The organism is Mucilaginibacter sp. UYCu711, from assembly GCF_050433825.1.
Classification (GTDB): domain Bacteria; phylum Bacteroidota; class Bacteroidia; order Sphingobacteriales; family Sphingobacteriaceae; genus Mucilaginibacter.
The window spans coordinates 24,198-43,137 of record NZ_JBNPWM010000007.1; the positions used below are offsets into that span (position 1 = coordinate 24,198).

Annotated in this window: 20 protein-coding genes and 1 tRNA gene; 13 read left to right on the top strand and 8 right to left on the bottom strand. The window is 40.1% G+C overall.

Annotated features, from left to right (window positions below):
• Window positions 1–1,615 precede the first annotated feature (1,615 nt).
• The 3 genes from ABIB50_RS15530 to ABIB50_RS15540 all read right to left on the bottom strand — a co-directional run bounded on the left by ABIB50_RS15530 (window position 1,616) and on the right by ABIB50_RS15540 (window position 3,515).
• Window positions 1,616–1,762, bottom strand: a complete 147-nt coding sequence (locus ABIB50_RS15530) for a transposase (protein WP_429381043.1) — start codon at window positions 1,760–1,762, stop codon at window positions 1,616–1,618.
• 728 nt (window positions 1,763–2,490) lie between these two features.
• A tRNA-Ala gene (locus tag ABIB50_RS15535) sits at window positions 2,491–2,564 on the bottom strand.
• Between the two features lie 138 nt (window positions 2,565–2,702).
• Entirely contained in the window at window positions 2,703–3,515 is an 813-nt protein-coding gene (locus tag ABIB50_RS15540; RefSeq protein ID WP_429381045.1) for an SDR family oxidoreductase, read from the bottom strand.
• 123 nt (window positions 3,516–3,638) lie between these two features.
• Between ABIB50_RS15540 and ABIB50_RS15545 the strand changes: the two genes are divergently transcribed.
• From ABIB50_RS15545 to ABIB50_RS15585, 9 genes are all read left to right on the top strand, one after another.
• Entirely contained in the window at window positions 3,639–4,265 is a 627-nt protein-coding gene (locus ABIB50_RS15545; protein ID WP_429381047.1) for a response regulator transcription factor, read from the top strand.
• Between the two features lie 95 nt (window positions 4,266–4,360).
• Window positions 4,361–5,455: a DUF4856 domain-containing protein gene (locus ABIB50_RS15550; RefSeq protein WP_429381049.1), complete on the top strand. Its 1,095-nt coding sequence runs from the start codon at window positions 4,361–4,363 to the stop codon at window positions 5,453–5,455.
• Between the two features lie 77 nt (window positions 5,456–5,532).
• Window positions 5,533–6,645 carry an imelysin family protein gene (locus ABIB50_RS15555; protein ID WP_429381051.1) on the top strand — a complete coding sequence of 371 codons (1,113 nt, stop codon included), beginning with the start codon at window positions 5,533–5,535 and terminating at the stop codon, window positions 6,643–6,645.
• Window positions 6,646–6,648: 3 nt separating this feature from the next.
• Entirely contained in the window at window positions 6,649–8,013 is a 1,365-nt protein-coding gene (locus ABIB50_RS15560) for an HTTM domain-containing protein (RefSeq protein ID WP_429381053.1), read from the top strand.
• A gap of 4 nt (window positions 8,014–8,017) precedes the next feature.
• Window positions 8,018–10,447, top strand: coding sequence for a TonB-dependent receptor domain-containing protein (locus ABIB50_RS15565; RefSeq protein WP_429381055.1), 2,430 nt, complete (start codon window positions 8,018–8,020; stop codon window positions 10,445–10,447).
• A gap of 621 nt (window positions 10,448–11,068) precedes the next feature.
• Complete coding sequence (locus ABIB50_RS15570; protein WP_429381057.1) at window positions 11,069–12,274, top strand: MFS transporter; 1,206 nt, start codon at window positions 11,069–11,071, stop codon at window positions 12,272–12,274.
• A 204-nt stretch (window positions 12,275–12,478) separates the two neighbouring features.
• Window positions 12,479–12,661, top strand: coding sequence for a hypothetical protein (locus tag ABIB50_RS15575; RefSeq protein ID WP_429381059.1), 183 nt, complete (start codon window positions 12,479–12,481; stop codon window positions 12,659–12,661).
• 12 nt (window positions 12,662–12,673) lie between these two features.
• Window positions 12,674–12,829: a hypothetical protein gene (locus ABIB50_RS15580; RefSeq protein WP_429381061.1), complete on the top strand. Its 156-nt coding sequence runs from the start codon at window positions 12,674–12,676 to the stop codon at window positions 12,827–12,829.
• A 35-nt stretch (window positions 12,830–12,864) separates the two neighbouring features.
• On the top strand, window positions 12,865–13,014 hold the full coding sequence (locus ABIB50_RS15585; protein WP_429381063.1) for a hypothetical protein: 150 nt from the start codon (window positions 12,865–12,867) through the stop codon (window positions 13,012–13,014).
• Window positions 13,015–13,086: 72 nt separating this feature from the next.
• Here the strand turns inward: ABIB50_RS15585 and lpxB are convergent, their stop codons facing one another.
• From lpxB to acs, 5 genes are all read right to left on the bottom strand, one after another.
• Window positions 13,087–14,199, bottom strand: a complete 1,113-nt coding sequence (gene lpxB, locus ABIB50_RS15590) for a lipid-A-disaccharide synthase (protein WP_429381065.1) — start codon at window positions 14,197–14,199, stop codon at window positions 13,087–13,089.
• 47 nt (window positions 14,200–14,246) lie between these two features.
• A complete protein-coding gene (gene surE / locus ABIB50_RS15595; RefSeq protein WP_429381066.1) occupies window positions 14,247–15,020 on the bottom strand; it encodes a 5'/3'-nucleotidase SurE in 774 nt (257 codons plus the stop codon).
• A 167-nt stretch (window positions 15,021–15,187) separates the two neighbouring features.
• Window positions 15,188–15,445: a Txe/YoeB family addiction module toxin gene (locus ABIB50_RS15600; RefSeq protein ID WP_429381068.1), complete on the bottom strand. Its 258-nt coding sequence runs from the start codon at window positions 15,443–15,445 to the stop codon at window positions 15,188–15,190.
• Window positions 15,436–15,648 carry a DUF2683 family protein gene (locus ABIB50_RS15605; RefSeq protein WP_429381070.1) on the bottom strand — a complete coding sequence of 71 codons (213 nt, stop codon included), beginning with the start codon at window positions 15,646–15,648 and terminating at the stop codon, window positions 15,436–15,438. The genes ABIB50_RS15600 and ABIB50_RS15605 overlap by 10 nt, the downstream gene beginning before the upstream one ends.
• 86 nt (window positions 15,649–15,734) lie before the next feature.
• Window positions 15,735–17,636, bottom strand: a complete 1,902-nt coding sequence (gene acs / locus ABIB50_RS15610; protein ID WP_429381072.1) for an acetate--CoA ligase — start codon at window positions 17,634–17,636, stop codon at window positions 15,735–15,737.
• A 119-nt stretch (window positions 17,637–17,755) separates the two neighbouring features.
• On the opposite strand from acs, the gene ABIB50_RS15615 reads away from it, so the two are divergent.
• The 4 genes from ABIB50_RS15615 (at window position 17,756) to ABIB50_RS15630 (ending at window position 18,852) form a co-directional block, all read left to right on the top strand.
• Entirely contained in the window at window positions 17,756–17,953 is a 198-nt protein-coding gene (locus ABIB50_RS15615) for a hypothetical protein (protein WP_429381074.1), read from the top strand.
• A 130-nt stretch (window positions 17,954–18,083) separates the two neighbouring features.
• Window positions 18,084–18,317: a 50S ribosomal protein L28 gene (gene rpmB, locus ABIB50_RS15620; RefSeq protein ID WP_144247620.1), complete on the top strand. Its 234-nt coding sequence runs from the start codon at window positions 18,084–18,086 to the stop codon at window positions 18,315–18,317.
• A 106-nt stretch (window positions 18,318–18,423) separates the two neighbouring features.
• On the top strand, window positions 18,424–18,606 hold the full coding sequence (gene rpmG, locus ABIB50_RS15625) for a 50S ribosomal protein L33 (RefSeq protein ID WP_175269406.1): 183 nt from the start codon (window positions 18,424–18,426) through the stop codon (window positions 18,604–18,606).
• 84 nt (window positions 18,607–18,690) lie between these two features.
• Window positions 18,691–18,852: a DUF4295 domain-containing protein gene (locus ABIB50_RS15630; RefSeq protein WP_429381077.1), complete on the top strand. Its 162-nt coding sequence runs from the start codon at window positions 18,691–18,693 to the stop codon at window positions 18,850–18,852.
• Window positions 18,853–18,940: the final 88 nt, after the last annotated feature.

Below are 18,940 nucleotides of genomic sequence, written 5' to 3' on the forward strand. Positions count from 1 at the left end.
GGATCTTTTTGGTCACAAAACATTTAATATGACATCCGATCCGGGTATCTAATAGATTACGTGAACCAACATTTCCAGGGTTATCCTGTAGAATGCTGTTATGAAGCATCTTATTGCGGATTTTTCCCCTATCGGCAACTAAGCCAGGCGGGGTGGCAGGTTAAACTTCTCAACCCATCGGATATACCGCAAAGAATAGGGATCAAAAGAGTGATCGTGTAGATTGCCAAGCAATTGCAATCCGGCCATCTTACGGGTCTATACGTACCTGATGAACAGCAGGAACAATTAAGAAGTCTTATCAGGTAAAAGGATTTTTTAACTAAAGTCATACGCAAATTAAAAAGCCAAATCAAGGGTGAATTACTTTACTATAGTATTAAAATTCCTTTACAGTACGATATGCCGAGATTGACAATGGAATTAACAGCTTGGCTTAACAGGTTAGAATGGAAGCACGCACCAGGCCATTCAAGTATGCAGAGCAAGCTAAGACATTTAGACTTTGTACGTCAGGAATGGCTGGCTCTCAATACCGAACTCAGAAAGTATGCTTGTAATACCTACTTCGTAGCTATTTGGTTGAAAGTGCCTGGGTCTATGTAAGAAGAGATCCTACCATGCAGGATTATTATCGAGCCATAAAGGTAAACAGCCCAATAAGATTATTATCAAGGTGGCACATAAACTTTTACGCAGAGTATGGCATGTAATCAAAACAGGAGAAGAGTATAAAATCGGGTTAAAGGAGAACCCTGCTGAAGCAAGTTAAATATGGCGCATACGTGTTAGTATATGGAAAACTCTTCGAGTTTACACACATACTAACACGATAATAACAACAATAAAGGATTTTCCCGTTAGTGCTCAAAAACAAGGGTGACTGCAATATATACCCGGCAGTTGTTACTGGCCAGGCTATTGCACACAAAGAAAAAGGTGACTGCAATGTATAGCCTGCGGCTGTTTTACAGTTTGCAAAGTCAAGTAGGCAGCACCTTTTAGAATAACACATAATTAATGCTCGCGGCTCTTTTAAAGATGATCGCAAATAGGAGACTGAAAAACAAGGGTAATCTTAAGGAATGGCAGAAATTACTGCCGATGATAACTATTGCCCTAACTGAAGGCTGGCAGAAGAAAAAAATATTTTATATGTATAAAAAGAGAAAAAATAACCATTTTTATATAAACGCTTTACATAGAAGGCTATAAAAGCGGGCGAGTTGTTCGCTTTCAGCGGCCCCGCCCGTATTCTAAGACTTTGTCAAGTATTATTTTCATCTTATCTCTTCACAAAGTTTTTATTTTGCCCGGAACCCGTCGAGGGTAATATAAACAGCGCCGCCCAAGGGCCTGCGCTTCGCTGCCCTTGACCGAACCCGGGCAAAATAAGAAGGGGTGTTTACGAGTTAAGATGAAAAGCACTAAGCTGCATATTTCACAGATCCACGTAAGCGGTTCCCCTGTTAACTATTGCAAACATTCTGGCAATAAGCTTATTCCGAATAACATTGAGTGTGCTCATTTTATTTTTTCCCTTCACTTATCCTTCTTTTATAATAGCCCTTCAATTCTGGATTATATGCGCAAGCGCATATAGCTACCAAATGGATCAATTTTTTATTTGCCGGTTCGATAAGCTGCTGACTCGCGTTTTACCCTTAATGCTGGTACCCGGCTGATGCTCAGAAGGGGCTGTGCCTACATAACAGGCCAACTTGCGCCAATTGGTAACCTGGTAAATTATGGGCGCAGACAATCATATTAGCAGCTAAAACAGGTCCCACGCATTACCAATAACGTGTTGTATTTCATGTCGAATAGATTAATTGATGTACTCGGACTAAAACCTTTAAGACCTTATGTCTAAAATTCTAATCTGTCATTGACATCGACTTGCAACTCAGAATAGGGCATAATACGAAACATAGGTCGTAACCTGGGCTTGACTGGGTTCACCCCATTCTTTGTCAACAATTTAGTTGTTCGTTATGTTTACACGGTGAACCTAATGACCGGAAATGGCACTAATACGGGCCATAGGTCTTTAGCCTGGGCCTTGACACGGTTCACCCTGTTCCTTGCCATTAAGTTCATCACGTCAACTTATCCATACAAGATTGTTGATCAAAAAGAAAAAGGTGTGGAAATATGGAAAACTCTATCGAGTTTACCACATTTCCACACCCCAACAATAACAAACTTTTGATTAATGATTTCACTCTGCTAAATCTAAAGAGCCTTGACTATCTATCCGGCTCGTGCTGTTTGTTGCTTAAGCGGTAAATACTGAATGTGTGTTCAATAATTTAATCCACAACCGGCATTGTCTAAGCTATTTTGACTAAAAAACCTAACTGTTTTTGTTTTTCAGGCAGGTTGTGGTGAATAAAACATGATAAAACCAAAGAAAAGTGTTGTACCTATGTTGTACCCTCAAAAAATCAGGCTTTTAGAAGTTGATCTAAAAGCCTGATAATCAATATGTGGAGAATATCGGAGTCGAACCGATGACCTCTTGCATGCCATGCAAGCGCTCTAGCCAGCTGAGCTAATCCCCCGTGTGTTGGGATGGCAAAAGTAATAAAAAGTTGGGCAAATGGAAATTATATAGCTAAAAAGTCTTTATAGAAAAGTTTGGCGGCTGTGCCTAACTATTTATACATTACTTCAAATAGTTTTCAGAACGCTCGGATTAACTACACCCCACTATTTATTGCAAAACCGCCATCAACATTAATAACTGTCCCTGTCACAAATTTTGATGCATCGCTTAATAACCACAATAACGCACCAACAAGTTCGTCGGGTTCGCCAAAGCGTTTAAATGGAGTTTGTTTTATTACTAAGTTACCCCGCTCGGTATAGCTACCATCGGGCTGGGTAAGCAACGTCCGGTTTTGCTCAGTAAGGAAAAAGCCCGGTGCAATGGCATTCATACGCAACTTATCGCCATGGCGGTTGGCCATTTCTACCGCGAACCATTGCGTGTAAGCATCAATAGCAGTCTTAGCCAACGTATATCCCAATACCTTGGTGATAACTCTTTGGGATGCCATGCTTGAAATATTTACAATGCTGCCTTTACCTGCGTTGGCCATCGTTTCGCCGAAAACCTGCGTTGGTATCATTGTGCCCCATAAATTTAGTTCCATCACCTGGCGTAAACCTTCCATGTCTAATTTAAAAACACTGGTATCGGGTTGTATAATTCCGCCGGGCATATTACCACCCGCACCGTTAACCAGGCCATCAACACGTCCAAATTCGGCCAGTACTTTGTCGCGGGCTAACAGTAATTCTTCTTCTTTCATAACATCGGCTATTAAAGCCAGTGCCTTGCCCCCAGCTGCTTTTACAGTAGCGGCACGTTCTTGCGCAATTTTTTCATTACGGCCCAAAATACCCACGGTGCCGCCAGCCGATACTATACCTTGAATAAAGGCCTCGCCCAAAATACCCGTCCCACCGGTAACTATAATTACTTTATCTTTTAATAAGAAATTATCCATTTCTAAAATTATAAATTTTAACAATAACTGGCCGGACAATCATCTCTCTGCCATCAAATTCATATTAAAATTCATTGAAATATATATTTTTCGTATCATTGTTTAGAATTAGACTAAATAACATTGATTGACGTATTAATAGCCGATAACCAAACTTTAACCCGCGAGGGTGTAAAAGCTACATTAGCTAATATTGTAGATATTAATATTGTTGGTACCGTCGCTTACTCAATAGAGCTGGAGCAACTGTTAATTAGCCGCAAACCCAGGGTTATTATTCTTGACCCGAATTATAACCAACGTTTTACCCCCGCCGACATTAAAAACATTAAGCTAAAGCATCGTGGCACCCGCGTACTTGTGCTGACAAACCGCCAATCGCGCGAAGAGATCCAAGCACTGATAGATCTTGGGATTAAGAATTGTGTATTTAAAGAGTGCAGTCGTGAAGAATTAGTCCATGCTATATATAGCGCGGCTAAAGGCGAGCAGTTTTTTTGCAAAAACACCTTCCAGACGCTTTTTGGCAATAAGCTGCTTCCTGAAAAAGATGATAATATCCCCCAACTATCATCACGCGAAACCGAGCTTATCCACCTGATAGCCGAGGGGTTAACCAATAAAGAAATTGCCGACAAACTGTTTCTGAGTGTGCATACTATTAAAACACATCGTAAAAATATTATCAAAAAACTGGGTTTTAGCTTCAAAAACACAACCGAACTGGCCCAGTTACTAAACAAGCAATAGTTTATTTAGACTTATTATAAATTACCCCCAAGGGGGTATTGCCCGGGATAAGCGGGCAGGGTACTTTTGTCCAGAAAAAAAATTTACCACACATCATGAAAAAAAACTTATCAATATTTAGCGCTCTGTTTATCGCATTAGTGGTAATGGCCGGTTGTAAAAAAACCGAAACCGCACCACCAGAAGAAGTATTTAATTATACCGTACCAACAACTTACAATTTTGCCAATGCAAATTTCGCAGATGTTACTACCCGTTTAGGTATGTACACCGAAATTAATAACCTGATGAAAACCGTGCTTACCGGCACATTTGATGTTGTTAAAGTAAAAGCTATGTTAAATAATACCGGCAATAATTTTACTACTGCTGGTTACAATACCTCAGGCTTACAGTTGATGGATCAGTATGCACCTGCCTTTAAAACAGATGTAATTAGATTTATAGATACTTTGGTTAAAATTAACGCGCTATATACTACCCCAGCCAGCAGAAGTGTTGCTGGCGTTGGCGCTAGCTCTGCAAACGCTGCATCTAAATATGCTTTAACCGGTGCAGGTGTTAACTATGCGCAGGTATTTGCGAAAGGTAATATGGGTGGCCTGGTTACTTACCAGATCGTATCTACTATGACCGCAATTGCCAATCAAACTATTGATAATACAACTGTAGTTAGTGGTTCAACTGCTATGGAGCATGCATGGGATGCGGCTTTTGGCTACTGGGGTGTTCCAATTGATTTCCCTACCAATAAAATAGGTGTTAAACTTTGGGGCAGCTATACTACTCAAGTTGACTCTGGTTACAAAGCCAACAAAATTTTGATGGACGCTTTCTTAAAAGGGAGAGCAGCTGTAACAGCAAAAGACAAAAAGACATTTGTTGCACAAGCAAAGATCATCATTAATACTTTTGAAAGATTACACGGTGCCGCTGCTTTACAAGAGGTAAAAGAAGCTAAAGAATCTATCAGCGACAATATTTTAAGGAATAGCCGTGTATCTGAAATGTTCGGCTTTGTTTACGGTATAAAATACAATCCTAATAAAGTAACAACCGATGCACAATACAACGCTATGCTTGCAGCGTTCCCGGCAAATTATTATGATTTGACACTGACGCAGCTTAACGCCTTAAGAGATATTATTGCAACGCAATACGACTTTACTGCGGTTAAGGATATACTATAATATAAAAGTACACATAAACAAAAGTGCAACCATCCGTACCATATATGTACGGGTGGTTTTACTATAAATATAACATCATGAAAAAGATAATCGGCTTGGCTGTAATAGCTATATCAACATTTATACTGGTACAATCTTGCTCAAAATCAAATACTGCGCCTGATGGCAGTGGCGGCACCGGTACCGGGTTTGATCGCAAGGCAATGCTTACCAACATCAGCACTAACATTATTATACCGGCCTACACAACCTACCAGGCAAATGTGGTAAGCCTGGATGCTGCTGTTACTACATTTAATACTACACCAAATGCCACTACTTTAAGTGCTTTACAAGCTGCATTTGTGGTTGCATACAAACAATGGCAATCAACATCACTATATGACTTTGGCCCGGCTGCTGATGTTAATTTAAGGGTGAATACCAATACTTATCCAACAGCTGTTGATCAAATTACAGCTAATATCACATCAGGCACTTATAACTCTGGTTTATTAGCTAACCTGTCTGCTAAAGGTTTCCCGGCATTAGATTATTTGTTGTTTGGCACAGGCGCTGACAACACCGCTATTTTAGCACAATTTACTACTGATGCTAAAGCCTCCAATCGCAAAACTTATCTTGCAGCGCTATCCGCCGAATTGAAAACTAACGCTACTACGGTACTAAACGCATGGAATGGCAACTACAAAGCTACGTTCCTGGCAGCTACCGGTACAGACGCGGGCAGCTCTACCGGCCAATTGGTTAACCAGTTGATCTACGATTACGAAACTATTAAAAACTATGAGATAGGTGTACCTGCAGGTTCGCAATCAATGGGTACAATATTCCCAACCAAGGTTCAGGCTTATTATTCAAAAATATCTTTGCAGTTAACCAACCTGCATTTACAGGCTATACAAAATTTATACTTAGGTGCATCAGGGTCGGGCCTTGATGATTATCTGGCTTATTCGAATGCTAAATATAACGGAGGTTCGCTAAACGATGCTATTAAAGTACAGTTCACAACTTCGTTTACCAAATTGAGCACGCTATCAGACCCATTATCAGTTAACATCACTAATAATACAACAGCTGTAATGGCAGCCTTTACCGAACTACAAAAACTAACGGTAATGTTAAAAACAGACATGACCTCATCATTAGGCATTGCAATTACTTTCGGCGATAACGACGGAGACTAAATAATGTCCAATTCTGCAAAGTTTAACATCACAGCACTTTTAAAAGCGCCGGTACATATCGCTCCCCTTGCTGTCCTCAGGATAGCATTCGGGAGCATTATGCTTGTTAGCACTTTGCGCTTTATTTTAAAAGGATGGATCTATTCCTTTTACATAAAGCCACCCTTCCATTTTACATTTTATGGGTTTGATTGGGTAAAAGTCCCTCCCGGCATTGGCATATACGTATTGTTTGGCATATTGGTACTTGCAGCAATAATTATTACCATAGGCCTGTTTTATCGTGCAGCTATTATCGCTTTTTTTTTATGTTTTACTTATGTAGAATTATTAGACAAAACCACTTACCTAAACCATTACTACTTTATAAGTGTAATGGCCTTTTTAATGATATGGGTACCTGCCCATCGTTATTTTTCTGTTGATGTATGGCGCAGGCCAAAATTGGCAGTAACCCGTATCCCTGCCTGGGCAATAAATATATTTAAGCTACAATTAGTACTGGTGTATATTTTTGCCGGGATATCAAAACTAAACTACGATTGGCTGATAGCTGCTATGCCGCTTAAAATATGGTTACCTGCTCATGCAGATATGCCCATAATTGGCGGACTGCTTACCCAAACCTGGACAGCATATTTGTTTAGTTGGTTTGGGGCGATATTTGACCTTTTCATCGGGTTTTTATTGTTAAATAACCGATATCGTAAATGGGGATATGTTTTGGTTATAATTTTCCACCTTTCAACAGGCTTATTCTTCAAGATAGGTATGTTCCCTTACATCATGATATGCGTTACTATTATTTTCTTTTCAGAAAAAACACATATCCGGATCATCAGTTTCTTAAAGCTTTTATTGCCTAAAACCAAAACCTACATCCCCAATAAAGACTATCACTTCTCCGCATTTAAAGCTCAGCTTATTGGTGTGATTTTAACGCTTCATTTTATCATACAATTAATAATGCCTTTCAGGTTTTTAATGTATCCCGATAAGTTGTATTGGACAGAAGAAGGTTACCGGTTTTCGTGGCGGGTTATGTTGATGGAAAAAGGTGGCACTATATTTTTTCATGTAAAAGATCCGGCCACCGGGCGAAAAGCAGAGATCATCAACTCACAATACCTAAACACGTTCCAGGAAAACCAAATGGCTACACAGCCGGATATGATTTTACAATACGCGCATTTCCTTGCTGCCGAGTATGAAAAAAAAGGAATTCAAGATCCAATTGTTACTGCCGATAGTTACGTAACCTTAAATGGCAGCGGCAGCCGGTTATATATTGACAGTACTGTAAACCTGGCAACCGAACAGGAAACCTTCGGGCACAAAAAATGGATCCGTCCATTTAATACCAAATAAAAAAATGAAATATTTATATATCCTATTATTCTTATTGATAAGCGCGCTGCAATTATCGGCACAAACCTTTACTATAAACGGCACCGTTAAAACCACAGCAGGCAAAGGTGTAGCTAACGCGACTATTATATTAAAAAACTCCCGCTATGCTACCAAGTGCGACACCGCAGGTAATTATCAATTAAGCGGTATTACTACTAATAAATATACTATTACCGTTACTGCCATAGGCCATAAGCAGGTAAGCCAAACTATCAATGTAAACAGCAACCTAACCATTAATTTGGTGATGGAAGAAAGTGTACAGCAGTTAAACGATGTAAACGTAGCGGCCACAAAAGATAAAACATTCGGCGTTACCCGCCTTAAAGCTATAGAGGGCACTACAATAAACGCCGGTAAAAAAAGCGAAGTTATTGTGATGGATGATATTAATGCCAATAAATCAACCAATAATAGTAGGCAGATCTACGCTAAGGTAGCGGGCCTGAATATTTGGGAAAGCGATGGCGGCGGCATACAGTTAGGTATAGGCGGACGAGGATTAAACCCTAACCGGGTAACCAACTTTAACACCCGCCAAAATGGCTATGATATTAGTGCCGATGCTTTAGGCTATCCCGAAAGCTATTACTCGCCGCCGGCAGAGTTGACAGAACGGATAGAAATATTACGCGGAGCCTCATCATTACAATATGGCACCCAGTTTGGCGGCCTTATTAACTTTAAGTTGCGTAGTGCCCCTGTGGATAAGCCTATTGAAGTAACCGCGAGCGAAACCGCCGGTTCATGGAACTTTTTTAATACCAGTAGCAGTATTGGCGGTACCATAAAAAAAATACAATACTATACGTTTTTCCAACATAAACAGGGTGACGGCTGGCGGCCAAATGGGCATTTTAATGATAACACGGCTTATGCAAGTATCACCTACAATGCTACTGATAGATTAGTCCTGACTCTCCAATACACCTATATGGATTACCTGGCGCAACAACCGGGCGGGCTTACTGATAAACAGTTTGCTGCTGATCCGCGCCAATCTATTCGCTCGCGAAACTGGTTTAGGGTAAACTGGAATTTAGGAGCTTTTATATTGGATTATAAGATCAATGATAACCTGAAGTTTAACAGCCGCTTTTTTGGCTTGTATGCAGGTAGAGATGCTGTGGGCAATCTTGACTATATAAACCGCACCGACCTGGGTGCCGACAGGAACCTATACCGCGACAAGTATAAAAACTATGGTAACGAAAGCCGTTTGTTATATACCTATAAAATTGGCAACACTCCGCAAAATTTATTGGTGGGTATGAGATACTACAGCGGACATACCGACCGCAGACAGGGATTAGGTAATAATGCTTCTACCGGAACTGATGCCGATTTTGAATATGGCACTTCTGCTACTGATGTAAATGCTTTTCAGCACTACACTTTCCCCAATTATAACCTGGCATTTTTTGCCGAGAATATCTTTCGTATAACACCAAAATTCAGCATTATACCGGGCATACGCTATGAAAACATAGTAACCAAAGCCGCCGGATCATACGTTGTTGTTAATACCGACTTGGCGGGCAACGTTATTTTCAGAAAAGATAGTATCGACAATAAAAACCGGAACCGCAGTTTTTTAATCGGCGGTATAGGATTTAGTTATTTTCAAAGTGAGGCTATGCAGTTTTATGCCAACATATCGCAAAACTACAGGGCTATTAACTTTAATGACTTAAACTCAAGCCTTAGAGGGTTACGTGTTGATCCGAACTTGCAGGATGAAACCGGTTACTCGGCCGATTTGGGCATGCGCGGAAACATTCGCGACATATTTAATTATGATGTAAGTGTATTTGCTATTCAGTATGACAACCGTATAGGTAACTTAGATACCGCCGATGCAAGTTTTAATGATTTTAGATATCGGACCAACATAGGCCGGTCAAGAAATATCGGTTTAGAATCATTTGCCGAACTGGAAGTTCTGCACTTCATAAATCCGGATGCGAAAACAACCCAGGTATCAGTATTTAGTAACCTGGCATTAATAAACGCGCGTTATTTAAACAGCCGTAAAACAGCATTTAATAACCGGAAAGTAGAGCTTGCGCCTGATGTGATCTTTAAAACCGGTTTAACGTTTAGACAGAACAAATTTAAAGCAAGTTATCAGTTTGCTTATAACAGCCAACAATATACAGACGCCACCAATGCCGAGTTTACAGCCAATGCTATAAACGGATTGATACCGGCTTATACCGTTATGGATTTGAGTACATCGTATAAATTCAACAAAACTTTCACTTTACAGGGTACCATAAATAACCTTACAGATAAGCGTTATTTTACCCGCCGTGCAGAAAGCTATCCCGGCCCCGGCATTATTCCTGCTGATGCGAGAGGGTACTTTTTAACCTTACAGGTTAAGCTATAACTGCCAAGAATTCCACTATTTATGCTTGATGCTTTTAGGAAAAGTACAGAAACAAGTAAGGCCCCTGATGGGCAGGGGCCTTTACTAAACCAATTATAAACCTAAATTATGAGAAGACTATTTTAATATGCTGTTGAGATGTTATCCCGTTTGCATGGTGTAAAGGTAACACTAACTTTTTTACTGTGCAAATTTATTTTTGTAATTTTTTTGTAAAATTGCCTCAACCAGCTATAATATTAATAATTAATTGATTGAAACATTACAAGAGTTTTAATTACAATCAAAAATAGCAATTTAGATTCCATAATTAAGTATTTCTATTAAAAATATTCGTTTTAATTTATTTAAGGCGTTTTATTTAAGTTGTTTTTCAATAAAACACCTAAATAGATAACAAAAACACCTAATAATTGAGTTTTATATGCCTTTTTAAAACATTAATCAGATAAAAAAGTCAGATTATCATCCGAAAATATATTGTAACATTTTTTTGACATATTTTTAATACCATAACGCTATCCCAGTGTTTTCTTATTAAAAAACGACGTGCAAAAATATTACCTTTTATAAACATGAATGTTAAATTGCTTTTACATTTTTGTAACCATTTAACAACATATGCCTGCCACTACTACAAAAGCACCCTATTTAAGCACAACTACTTTATGGGTAATGGCCATTACCACCGCACTGGTTGTTGGCAATTTATATTATAACCAACCCTTGCTGGTTGATATTAGCCACACTTTTAATATAACCAGCGCTAAAGCCGGGCAAGTTTCGGTATTTACACAAATTGGTTATGCATTAGGTATGTTCTTTATTATACCATTGGCAGATATGTTTAAGCGCAAACAGCTAATGCTGATAGATTTTGCTTTTATAGTAGTATCATTAATATTGGCAGGCATTGCGCCGAACATTCATATATTATTATTAGCAAGCTTACTTATCGGCGCGTCATCCATGATCCCGCAGTTATTGATACCAATGGCGGCGCATCTGGCTAACCCGGCCGAGCGGGGCAAGAAGATTGCTTTTGTAATGAGCGGCTTATTAATAGGTATATTACTGTCACGCACCTTTAGTGGCATAGTTGCCGCACATTTTGGCTGGCGCGCCATGTTTTATATTGCTGCAGGTTTAATGGTAATAATGTGGTTATTGGTATATCTGTTATTACCAGAGGTTGAACCCGACTACAAAGGCAGTTATAAAAACCTGATGCTATCGATGGTACATTTAATAAGGGATGAGCCAAGATTACGATTAGCCGCTATGCGTGGTGCTTTATGCTTTGCTTGTTTCAGCGCATTTTGGAGCACGCTTACCTTCTTATTAAAACAAAACTTTAATATGGGCAGCGATGTTGCCGGCTTGTTTGGTTTGGTAGGCGCCTTTGGCGCTTTAGCCGTAGGCGCAATGGGCCGGCTAAGTGATAAAATGGATCCCTACCACATATCAACTTTTACTTTGATTTTGGTTATCATATCATTTATAGTATTCGCGCTTTCGGGCCATAACCTAACCGGCTTAATAATAGGTGTTATATTAATGGATATGGGGGTACAGGCTACGCATATATCAAACCAGGCTATAATCTTCGCCGCTAACCCGGATGCGCGCAACCGTGTTAATACCATATACATGGTTACCTATTTTATTGGTGGTGCATTAGGCACATTTGCAGCTACCCAGCTCTGGTACCGATATCAATGGAACGGTGTATGTATATTAGGTATAGTTGTATCAGGCATCGCCTTAACAATGCACCTGGTTAACCGCAAAAAAATACAGAATAAAGCTACAATTGTACACTCCTGAGTACTGCTTAAAAAATTAGTGTTCTGTTTTTCTGGACACTTTTAATGTTAGCCACATTTATTTTCATATTAATAAATATGCTTATTTACAGCATGTTACACCGTAATGTAAAATAAATCAGACTTATCTGTGACTTTTTTTCCCTTGATTTAAAATCTTGGCATTTGTTTGGAATAGTACTTATCAACCATCAGGGATTTAGTTATGATTGTTGAAAGCAAAAAACCGGAAGACACTAAAGATAAGGAATGGGAAAACCCCATAGATCCTACAAAGTCGACCGATGAGCGCGATAAAGAGCAGCTGTTAAGGCAGTATAAAGAAGCCAAGCGCCGCCACGACAATTTAAATGAAACTGACGATAACAAAAACGAAACAAAAAACTAAAAGACATACATTATGAAAACCATCAATCAAAAACCGGCAGTAAGCAAATTAGTAGCCCAGTTTGATAATCAACTTAGAGAGATCATAATGAATGATCTGAGAATGCTAAAAGTAAACGGCCGTAATTTTTTAAGAGCTGTTAAAAATGAACAACTATCAGTAGCCTAATTAATAAAGATATTCAACCTTAAAGACATCTACTTATGAAAACTTTACAACAAAAACCAGCAACCAGCAAATTACTTATCCGTTACGACAATGAGTTAAAAAATCTGTTATTGGCAGACCTTAAAGCTTTCAGAGAAAGAGGTCAGTTTGCCCGCAACAACCAGTCAGCCGCAAAAGCTGCCTGATCAATATATACATCTACCTATAAAAAATCTACTACCTATGAAAACGATAGAGCCCCGCAATTTTGCGAGGCTCTATTTTTTTGCAGCATATTTTAATATTAATGCAGCAGTCTTTGCTGAAGCGCCCGGCAAGCCCATTTTTTCATCGAGCTTATCATAATTAACCAGCATGGTTTGGCGATACTCGGTATTATTAAGGATAAGCCCTAATTCGGCACCAATAGTGGCTGGTTTGCAATCATCCTGGATCAGCTCCTTTACAATGCCCTTATTGACTATTAAATTAACCAACGATATATAATTGATCTTTATAACCATCCGGGCTATGTTGATAGATATCGGGTTGCCTTTATAAACCACCACCTGTGGCACATTAAACAACGCGGCCTCTAACGTAGCCGTGCCCGATGCTACAACGGCGGCCTGCGCATTGTTTAATATATCATAAGTGGCATCAAACAGCACTGGGATAGCTTTACCTTTTAAATACTGCTGATAGTAATCCGCAGTAAAAGATGGCGCACCTGCAATTACAAACTGGCAGTCGGGAAACCGATCAGCAACGGCCAGCATATCCGGCAACAGGTAGCTAATTTCCTGCTTGCGGCTGCCGGGTAATAGTGCGATTATTTTTTTATCAATGAGGTTGTTTTTTTCGAGAAAATGCGGGTCGGGGTTAAATGCAGCTACTGCGTCTAATAACGGGTTACCTACGTAATCAACCTCCATCCCCCATTCTTTATAAAAATCAACCTCAAACGGAAGGATGCAAAACAGGTGGTCGACGATCCTTTTTATCTTCAATACCCGCTTTTGGTTCCAGGCCCAAACTTTAGGCGATATATAGTAATTAACGGGAAGGTTATTTTCTTTAGCAAAGGCCGCTATCTTTAAATTAAAGCCCGGGAAATCTATCAGGATCAAAACATCCGGCTGGTATTGCGCAATGTCGGCTTTGCAGGCTGCCAGGTTTTTTAAGATAGTGCGCAGGTTTATTGCCACTTCAAAAAATCCCATAAATGCCATGTCCGCGTAATGCTTAACCAGTGTGCCGCCCTCGGCCTGCATCAGGTCGCCACCAAAATAACGAAACTCTGCTTGCTGGTCGAGCTTTTTTAACTCCTTCATTAAATTGGCCCCGTGCAAGTCGCCCGAAGCCTCGCCGGCTACCAGGTAATATTTCATTGCGCAGGGTTATTGATTATCAGCATAAAAACCAAAAATACAAGAAATTATACGTTAAATGTCCAGCTGTTTAATACAGGGATAGCGTGGTGCGCTGTCATATCAAACTGGATAGGCACTACCGACACATAATTATTTTCCAATGCCCATGAATCGGTATCCTCACCCTTGTCATTTACCTGGAAAACGCCGCTTATCCAGTAGTATGGGCGTTTGTATGGATCGACACGTTCATCAAAATCTTCGGCCCATTTGGCGTTTGCCTGCCGGCAGATCTTGATACCTTTTATATGTGCCGTATTAGGGAAGTTTACATTTAATAAAGTAGCCGTAGGCATGCCGTTAGCTAAAACCTGCAGCGCAATTTCTTTTATATATTTTTCGGCATGACTAAAATTGGCCTGCCAGGTATAGTCATCTAACGAAAAACCTATTGATGGGATCCCCTCGATGGCCCCTTCAACCGCGGCTGACATTGTGCCCGAGTACAGCACATTGATACCATTGTTCAACCCATGGTTGATGCCTGATACGCAAAGATCGGGCTTTTTGCCCTTAAATATTTTGGTAACGGCCAGCTTCACACAATCAACCGGCGTGCCCGAGCAACTGTACATCTCAACACCCTCGTAAATATCAACTTTATCCAAACGCAACGGCTTACCAATGGTAATGGCATGCCCCATGCCCGATTGCGGGCTATCCGGCGCTACAACCACTACGCGGCCAATCTCTTTCATGATATGGATAAGTACTCTTATCCCCGGCGCGGTAATGCCGTCGTCGTTTACTACAAGGATATTGGGTTTGGAATTTGTCATCGGGCGAAATTACGACATAACGGCAAGAGTTGAGAATTAACAGGCGAGATAATTCTGGTTTCATGGTGTACTGTGCCAGGTACAGGTGTAACACCTGGCACAGTTGGCACACCTGGCACACTGTTACTGTTACAGAAACAGGTGTCACACCTGTAACATTTCCCAAACTAATAATGAAAACGTAATTGAGCTACAAGAATAGTATCCTCTGTTACTTTATATACTAAACGATGCTCGCTTGTTATGCGTCTTGACCAATATCCTGTCCAGTTATGTCTTAAGGCTTCTGGTTTTCCTGTTCCTTCAAAGGGGCTAACTTGAATTTCTTCAAGTAGTTTTTTTATTTTTTCAAGCACTTGTTTATTTCCGCTTTTCTTCCAATACTGTAGTTGGTCTAAAGCACTGGGAGAAAAAATTATTTCCATAGGTCGTCAAGGGATACTTTAACACCTTGTCCGGATTCTAATTGCTGGATGCTATCGTCTAAAGCATTACGGTTTGCTTTACTTGACATCAGGTATTCAGTTTCGTCAAGCTCCTTTTCATATTTAATACTAAAGGCGTCAAAAATAGCTTTCAGCGCTTTTTCTTGTGCATCGTCTTTTGGATGAATAGTGAATGTTGACATTTGATTTACAGTTATTTCAATACAAATTTAGCTAATTTCGCTTTAATCTCATATAACATCAAAGCTAAATTAATTGTGCAGAAATCTTACAACGCTCCCGCCTTTATCTCTTCAACCACACCCGGATCAAGCAAGGTTGAAGTATCACCTAAATTACTGGTATCTCCCTCAGCTATCTTCCTTAATATCCTGCGCATAATTTTACCCGAACGTGTTTTTGGCAAGCCGGTTACAAACTGAATTTTATCCGGCTTGGCAATTGCACCAATAATGCGCGCAACCGTCATCATGATATCTTTGCGGGTAAGCTCGTCGTCGCTATGTTTGTTGGGGCATACCACAAAGGCATACACGCCTTGTCCTTTTATATCGTGCGGGTAACCTACCACAGCCGATTCAACCACACTGCTATGCATATTAATGGCGTTCTCTACCTCGGCAGTGCCAATGCGGTGGCCCGATACATTTAATACATCATCTACACGGCCGGTTATACGGTAGTAGCCATCCTCGTCGCGTAAGCAACCATCTCCGGTAAAATACATATCCGGGTAAGTTGCAAAATAAGTTTGGCGGCAACGCTCATGGTCGCCATAGGTAGTGCGCAGCATCCCCGGCCATGGAAACTTTATACATAAGTTACCGCTTACACCGTTACCTTCTATTACTTTCCCGGTTTCATCTACCAGTACCGGCTGTACACCGGGCAAAGGCAAACCGGCATAGCCCGGTTTTAAAGGCGTAACACCGGCTATAGCGCTTATCATATGGCCGCCGTTTTCGGTTTGCCACCAGGTATCCACCAGCGGGCAATTGCCATGGCCTATCTTTTCGTCGAACCAATGCCAGGCTTCCTCATTGATAGGTTCGCCTACTGATCCCAATTTGGTTAATGAACTTAAATCTTTTTGTTTTAGCGGATCGTCGCCAAAGCTCATTAATGAGCGGATAGCCGTTGGCGCGGTATATATAATATTCACCTTAAACTTATCAACGATGTCCCATAGCCTGCCGGGTGTTGGGTAAGTCGGGATGCCTTCAAACATCAACGAAGTAGCGCCTTGTGACAGGGGGCCATATACTATATAAGAGTGCCCGGTTATCCAGCCAATATCGGCGGTACAGAAATAAACCTCTTCGGGCTGATATTGAAACGTGGTATCGAAAGTAAAACCGGTATAAATCATATAGCCGCCACAAGTATGTACAACGCCTTTAGGTTTACCTGTGGATCCCGATGTGTACAGGATAAACAACATATCCTCGGCATCCATTTCTTCAGCGGGGTAATCTGTTGCGCCTTGTGTTTCAACTTTCTTAATCTCATCTTCCCACCAAACATCACGGCCTTTTATCATAGACACCGGTGTACGGGTACGGGTTAACACAATTACCTTTTTAACTGACGGGCAGGTTACCAACGCATCATCAATAATAGATTTTAGCGGGATGTCTTTATTACCCCTAAAGCCACCATCGGCCGTTATTACAATATTACATTCAGCATCCTGGATCCGGTCGGATATCGACTGGGCAGAAAATCCCCCAAAAACAACCGAGTGGATGGCCCCTATCCTGGCGCAGGCTAATATGGCGATAGCCAACTCGGGCACCATGGGCATATATATACAAATGCGGTCGCCTTTTTTGGCGCCGTTGTTTTTAAGTACGTGGGCAAACTGGCAAACCTTTTCGTACAATTGGCGATAGGTTATTACCCTGTGATGTTCGCTGGGGTCATTCGGCTCCCAAATGATGGCTGTTTTATCGCCGATGGTATCCAAATGGCGGTCAAGGCAGTTCTCGGTAATATTCAGCTTAGCTCCCTGGAACCATTTAATTTTTGGCTCTTTAAAATTCCATTCTAAAACTTTATCCCACTTTTTTTTCCATAAAAATGTGTCCGCTACACCTGCCCAAAAGTCTTCGGGCTGCTCTATGCTATGTTTATAAACTTCTTTGTAATGGTCGAATGAGGTAATTTTCATTGCTGTATGTATAAAATTGGTTATTGGTGGTTTTTCTTAGCGGAGACGCAAAATAGTGATTTATTACAGATGTGTAAATGAAAAAACACACTTTGGAAAGATTGTATTATTTTTGAGTAATGAAAAACCTTTTTAAGAAGAGATACTTTTTAGAAGTTTATATACCAATAGGGATAGCTATTGCTCCTTTTGTAATGCTGCTTGGGGGGCTGTTCGGTTTAAATTTAAAGCTTTCAGTATGTTTTGGCGCAGGCATGTTGGTTGCAATAATAGGCCGTATTATATACTTAGCCACACGTAAAACCAGCCAAACTTAGGGCGCGTAAATACTTGTTTTTATTGCCGTTTGATATTTTTTCAAATATTTTAAAAACACTGTTGTCTATTTCACTTTAAATCCTGATATTTGCAATCCCTTTAATAAAAGGGATTTTTAAATTAATTGTCATGTCAAGAATTTGTGATCTAACAGGAAAAGCGTCAATAGTTGGTAACAACGTTTCTAACTCAAACCGCAAAACTAAACGCAGGTTTCATCCAAACCTTAAGCTTAAAAAGTTTTATATCCCTGAAGAAGATAAATGGATTACCTTAAAGGTATCTACATCAGCTGTTAAAACTATCAGCAAAAACGGGATAACAGCTTGTATCAACAAGTTTGTAAAAAAAGGTTATATATAGTAGTTGTACGTTAGACGTTTTACGTTGTACGTAGAGCAAATAACGGATAACATCATTTGAAAATAACGTAAAACGTTTAACGTAATACGTACAACATAACAAGAAGATGGCTAAGAAAGGTAATAGAGTTCAGGTAATTTTAGAGTGCACAGAGCACAAGGCAACCGGTATGCCGGGTATGTCTCGTTACATTACCACCAAGAACAAAAAGAACACAACCGAAAGATTGGAAATGAAAAAATTCAACCCGGTTTTGCGTAAAGTAACTGTTCATAAAGAAATTAAATAATTAGTTGCAAGTTATATGTTGCAAGTTGCATGAACAGATCAGCGACTTACAACTTAAACCTTACAACCTTCAACAAATAAAAACATGGCAAAGAAAGTAGTTGCAACCCTGAAAGTTGCCGGTAAAGGCAAAGATTATTCAAAAGTTATTACCATGACTAAGTCTCCAAAAACTGGCGCTTATTCATTCAAAGAGCAAATCGTAGCTAACGAGTTAGTTAAAGAAGCTATTGCCGGTAAATTATAATCGGGAATAACCTTATATAATATTAAAGCCATCTTGTTAACTCGAGAGGGCTTTTTTTATTTGATGTGCAGATGCGTGGATATGCAGA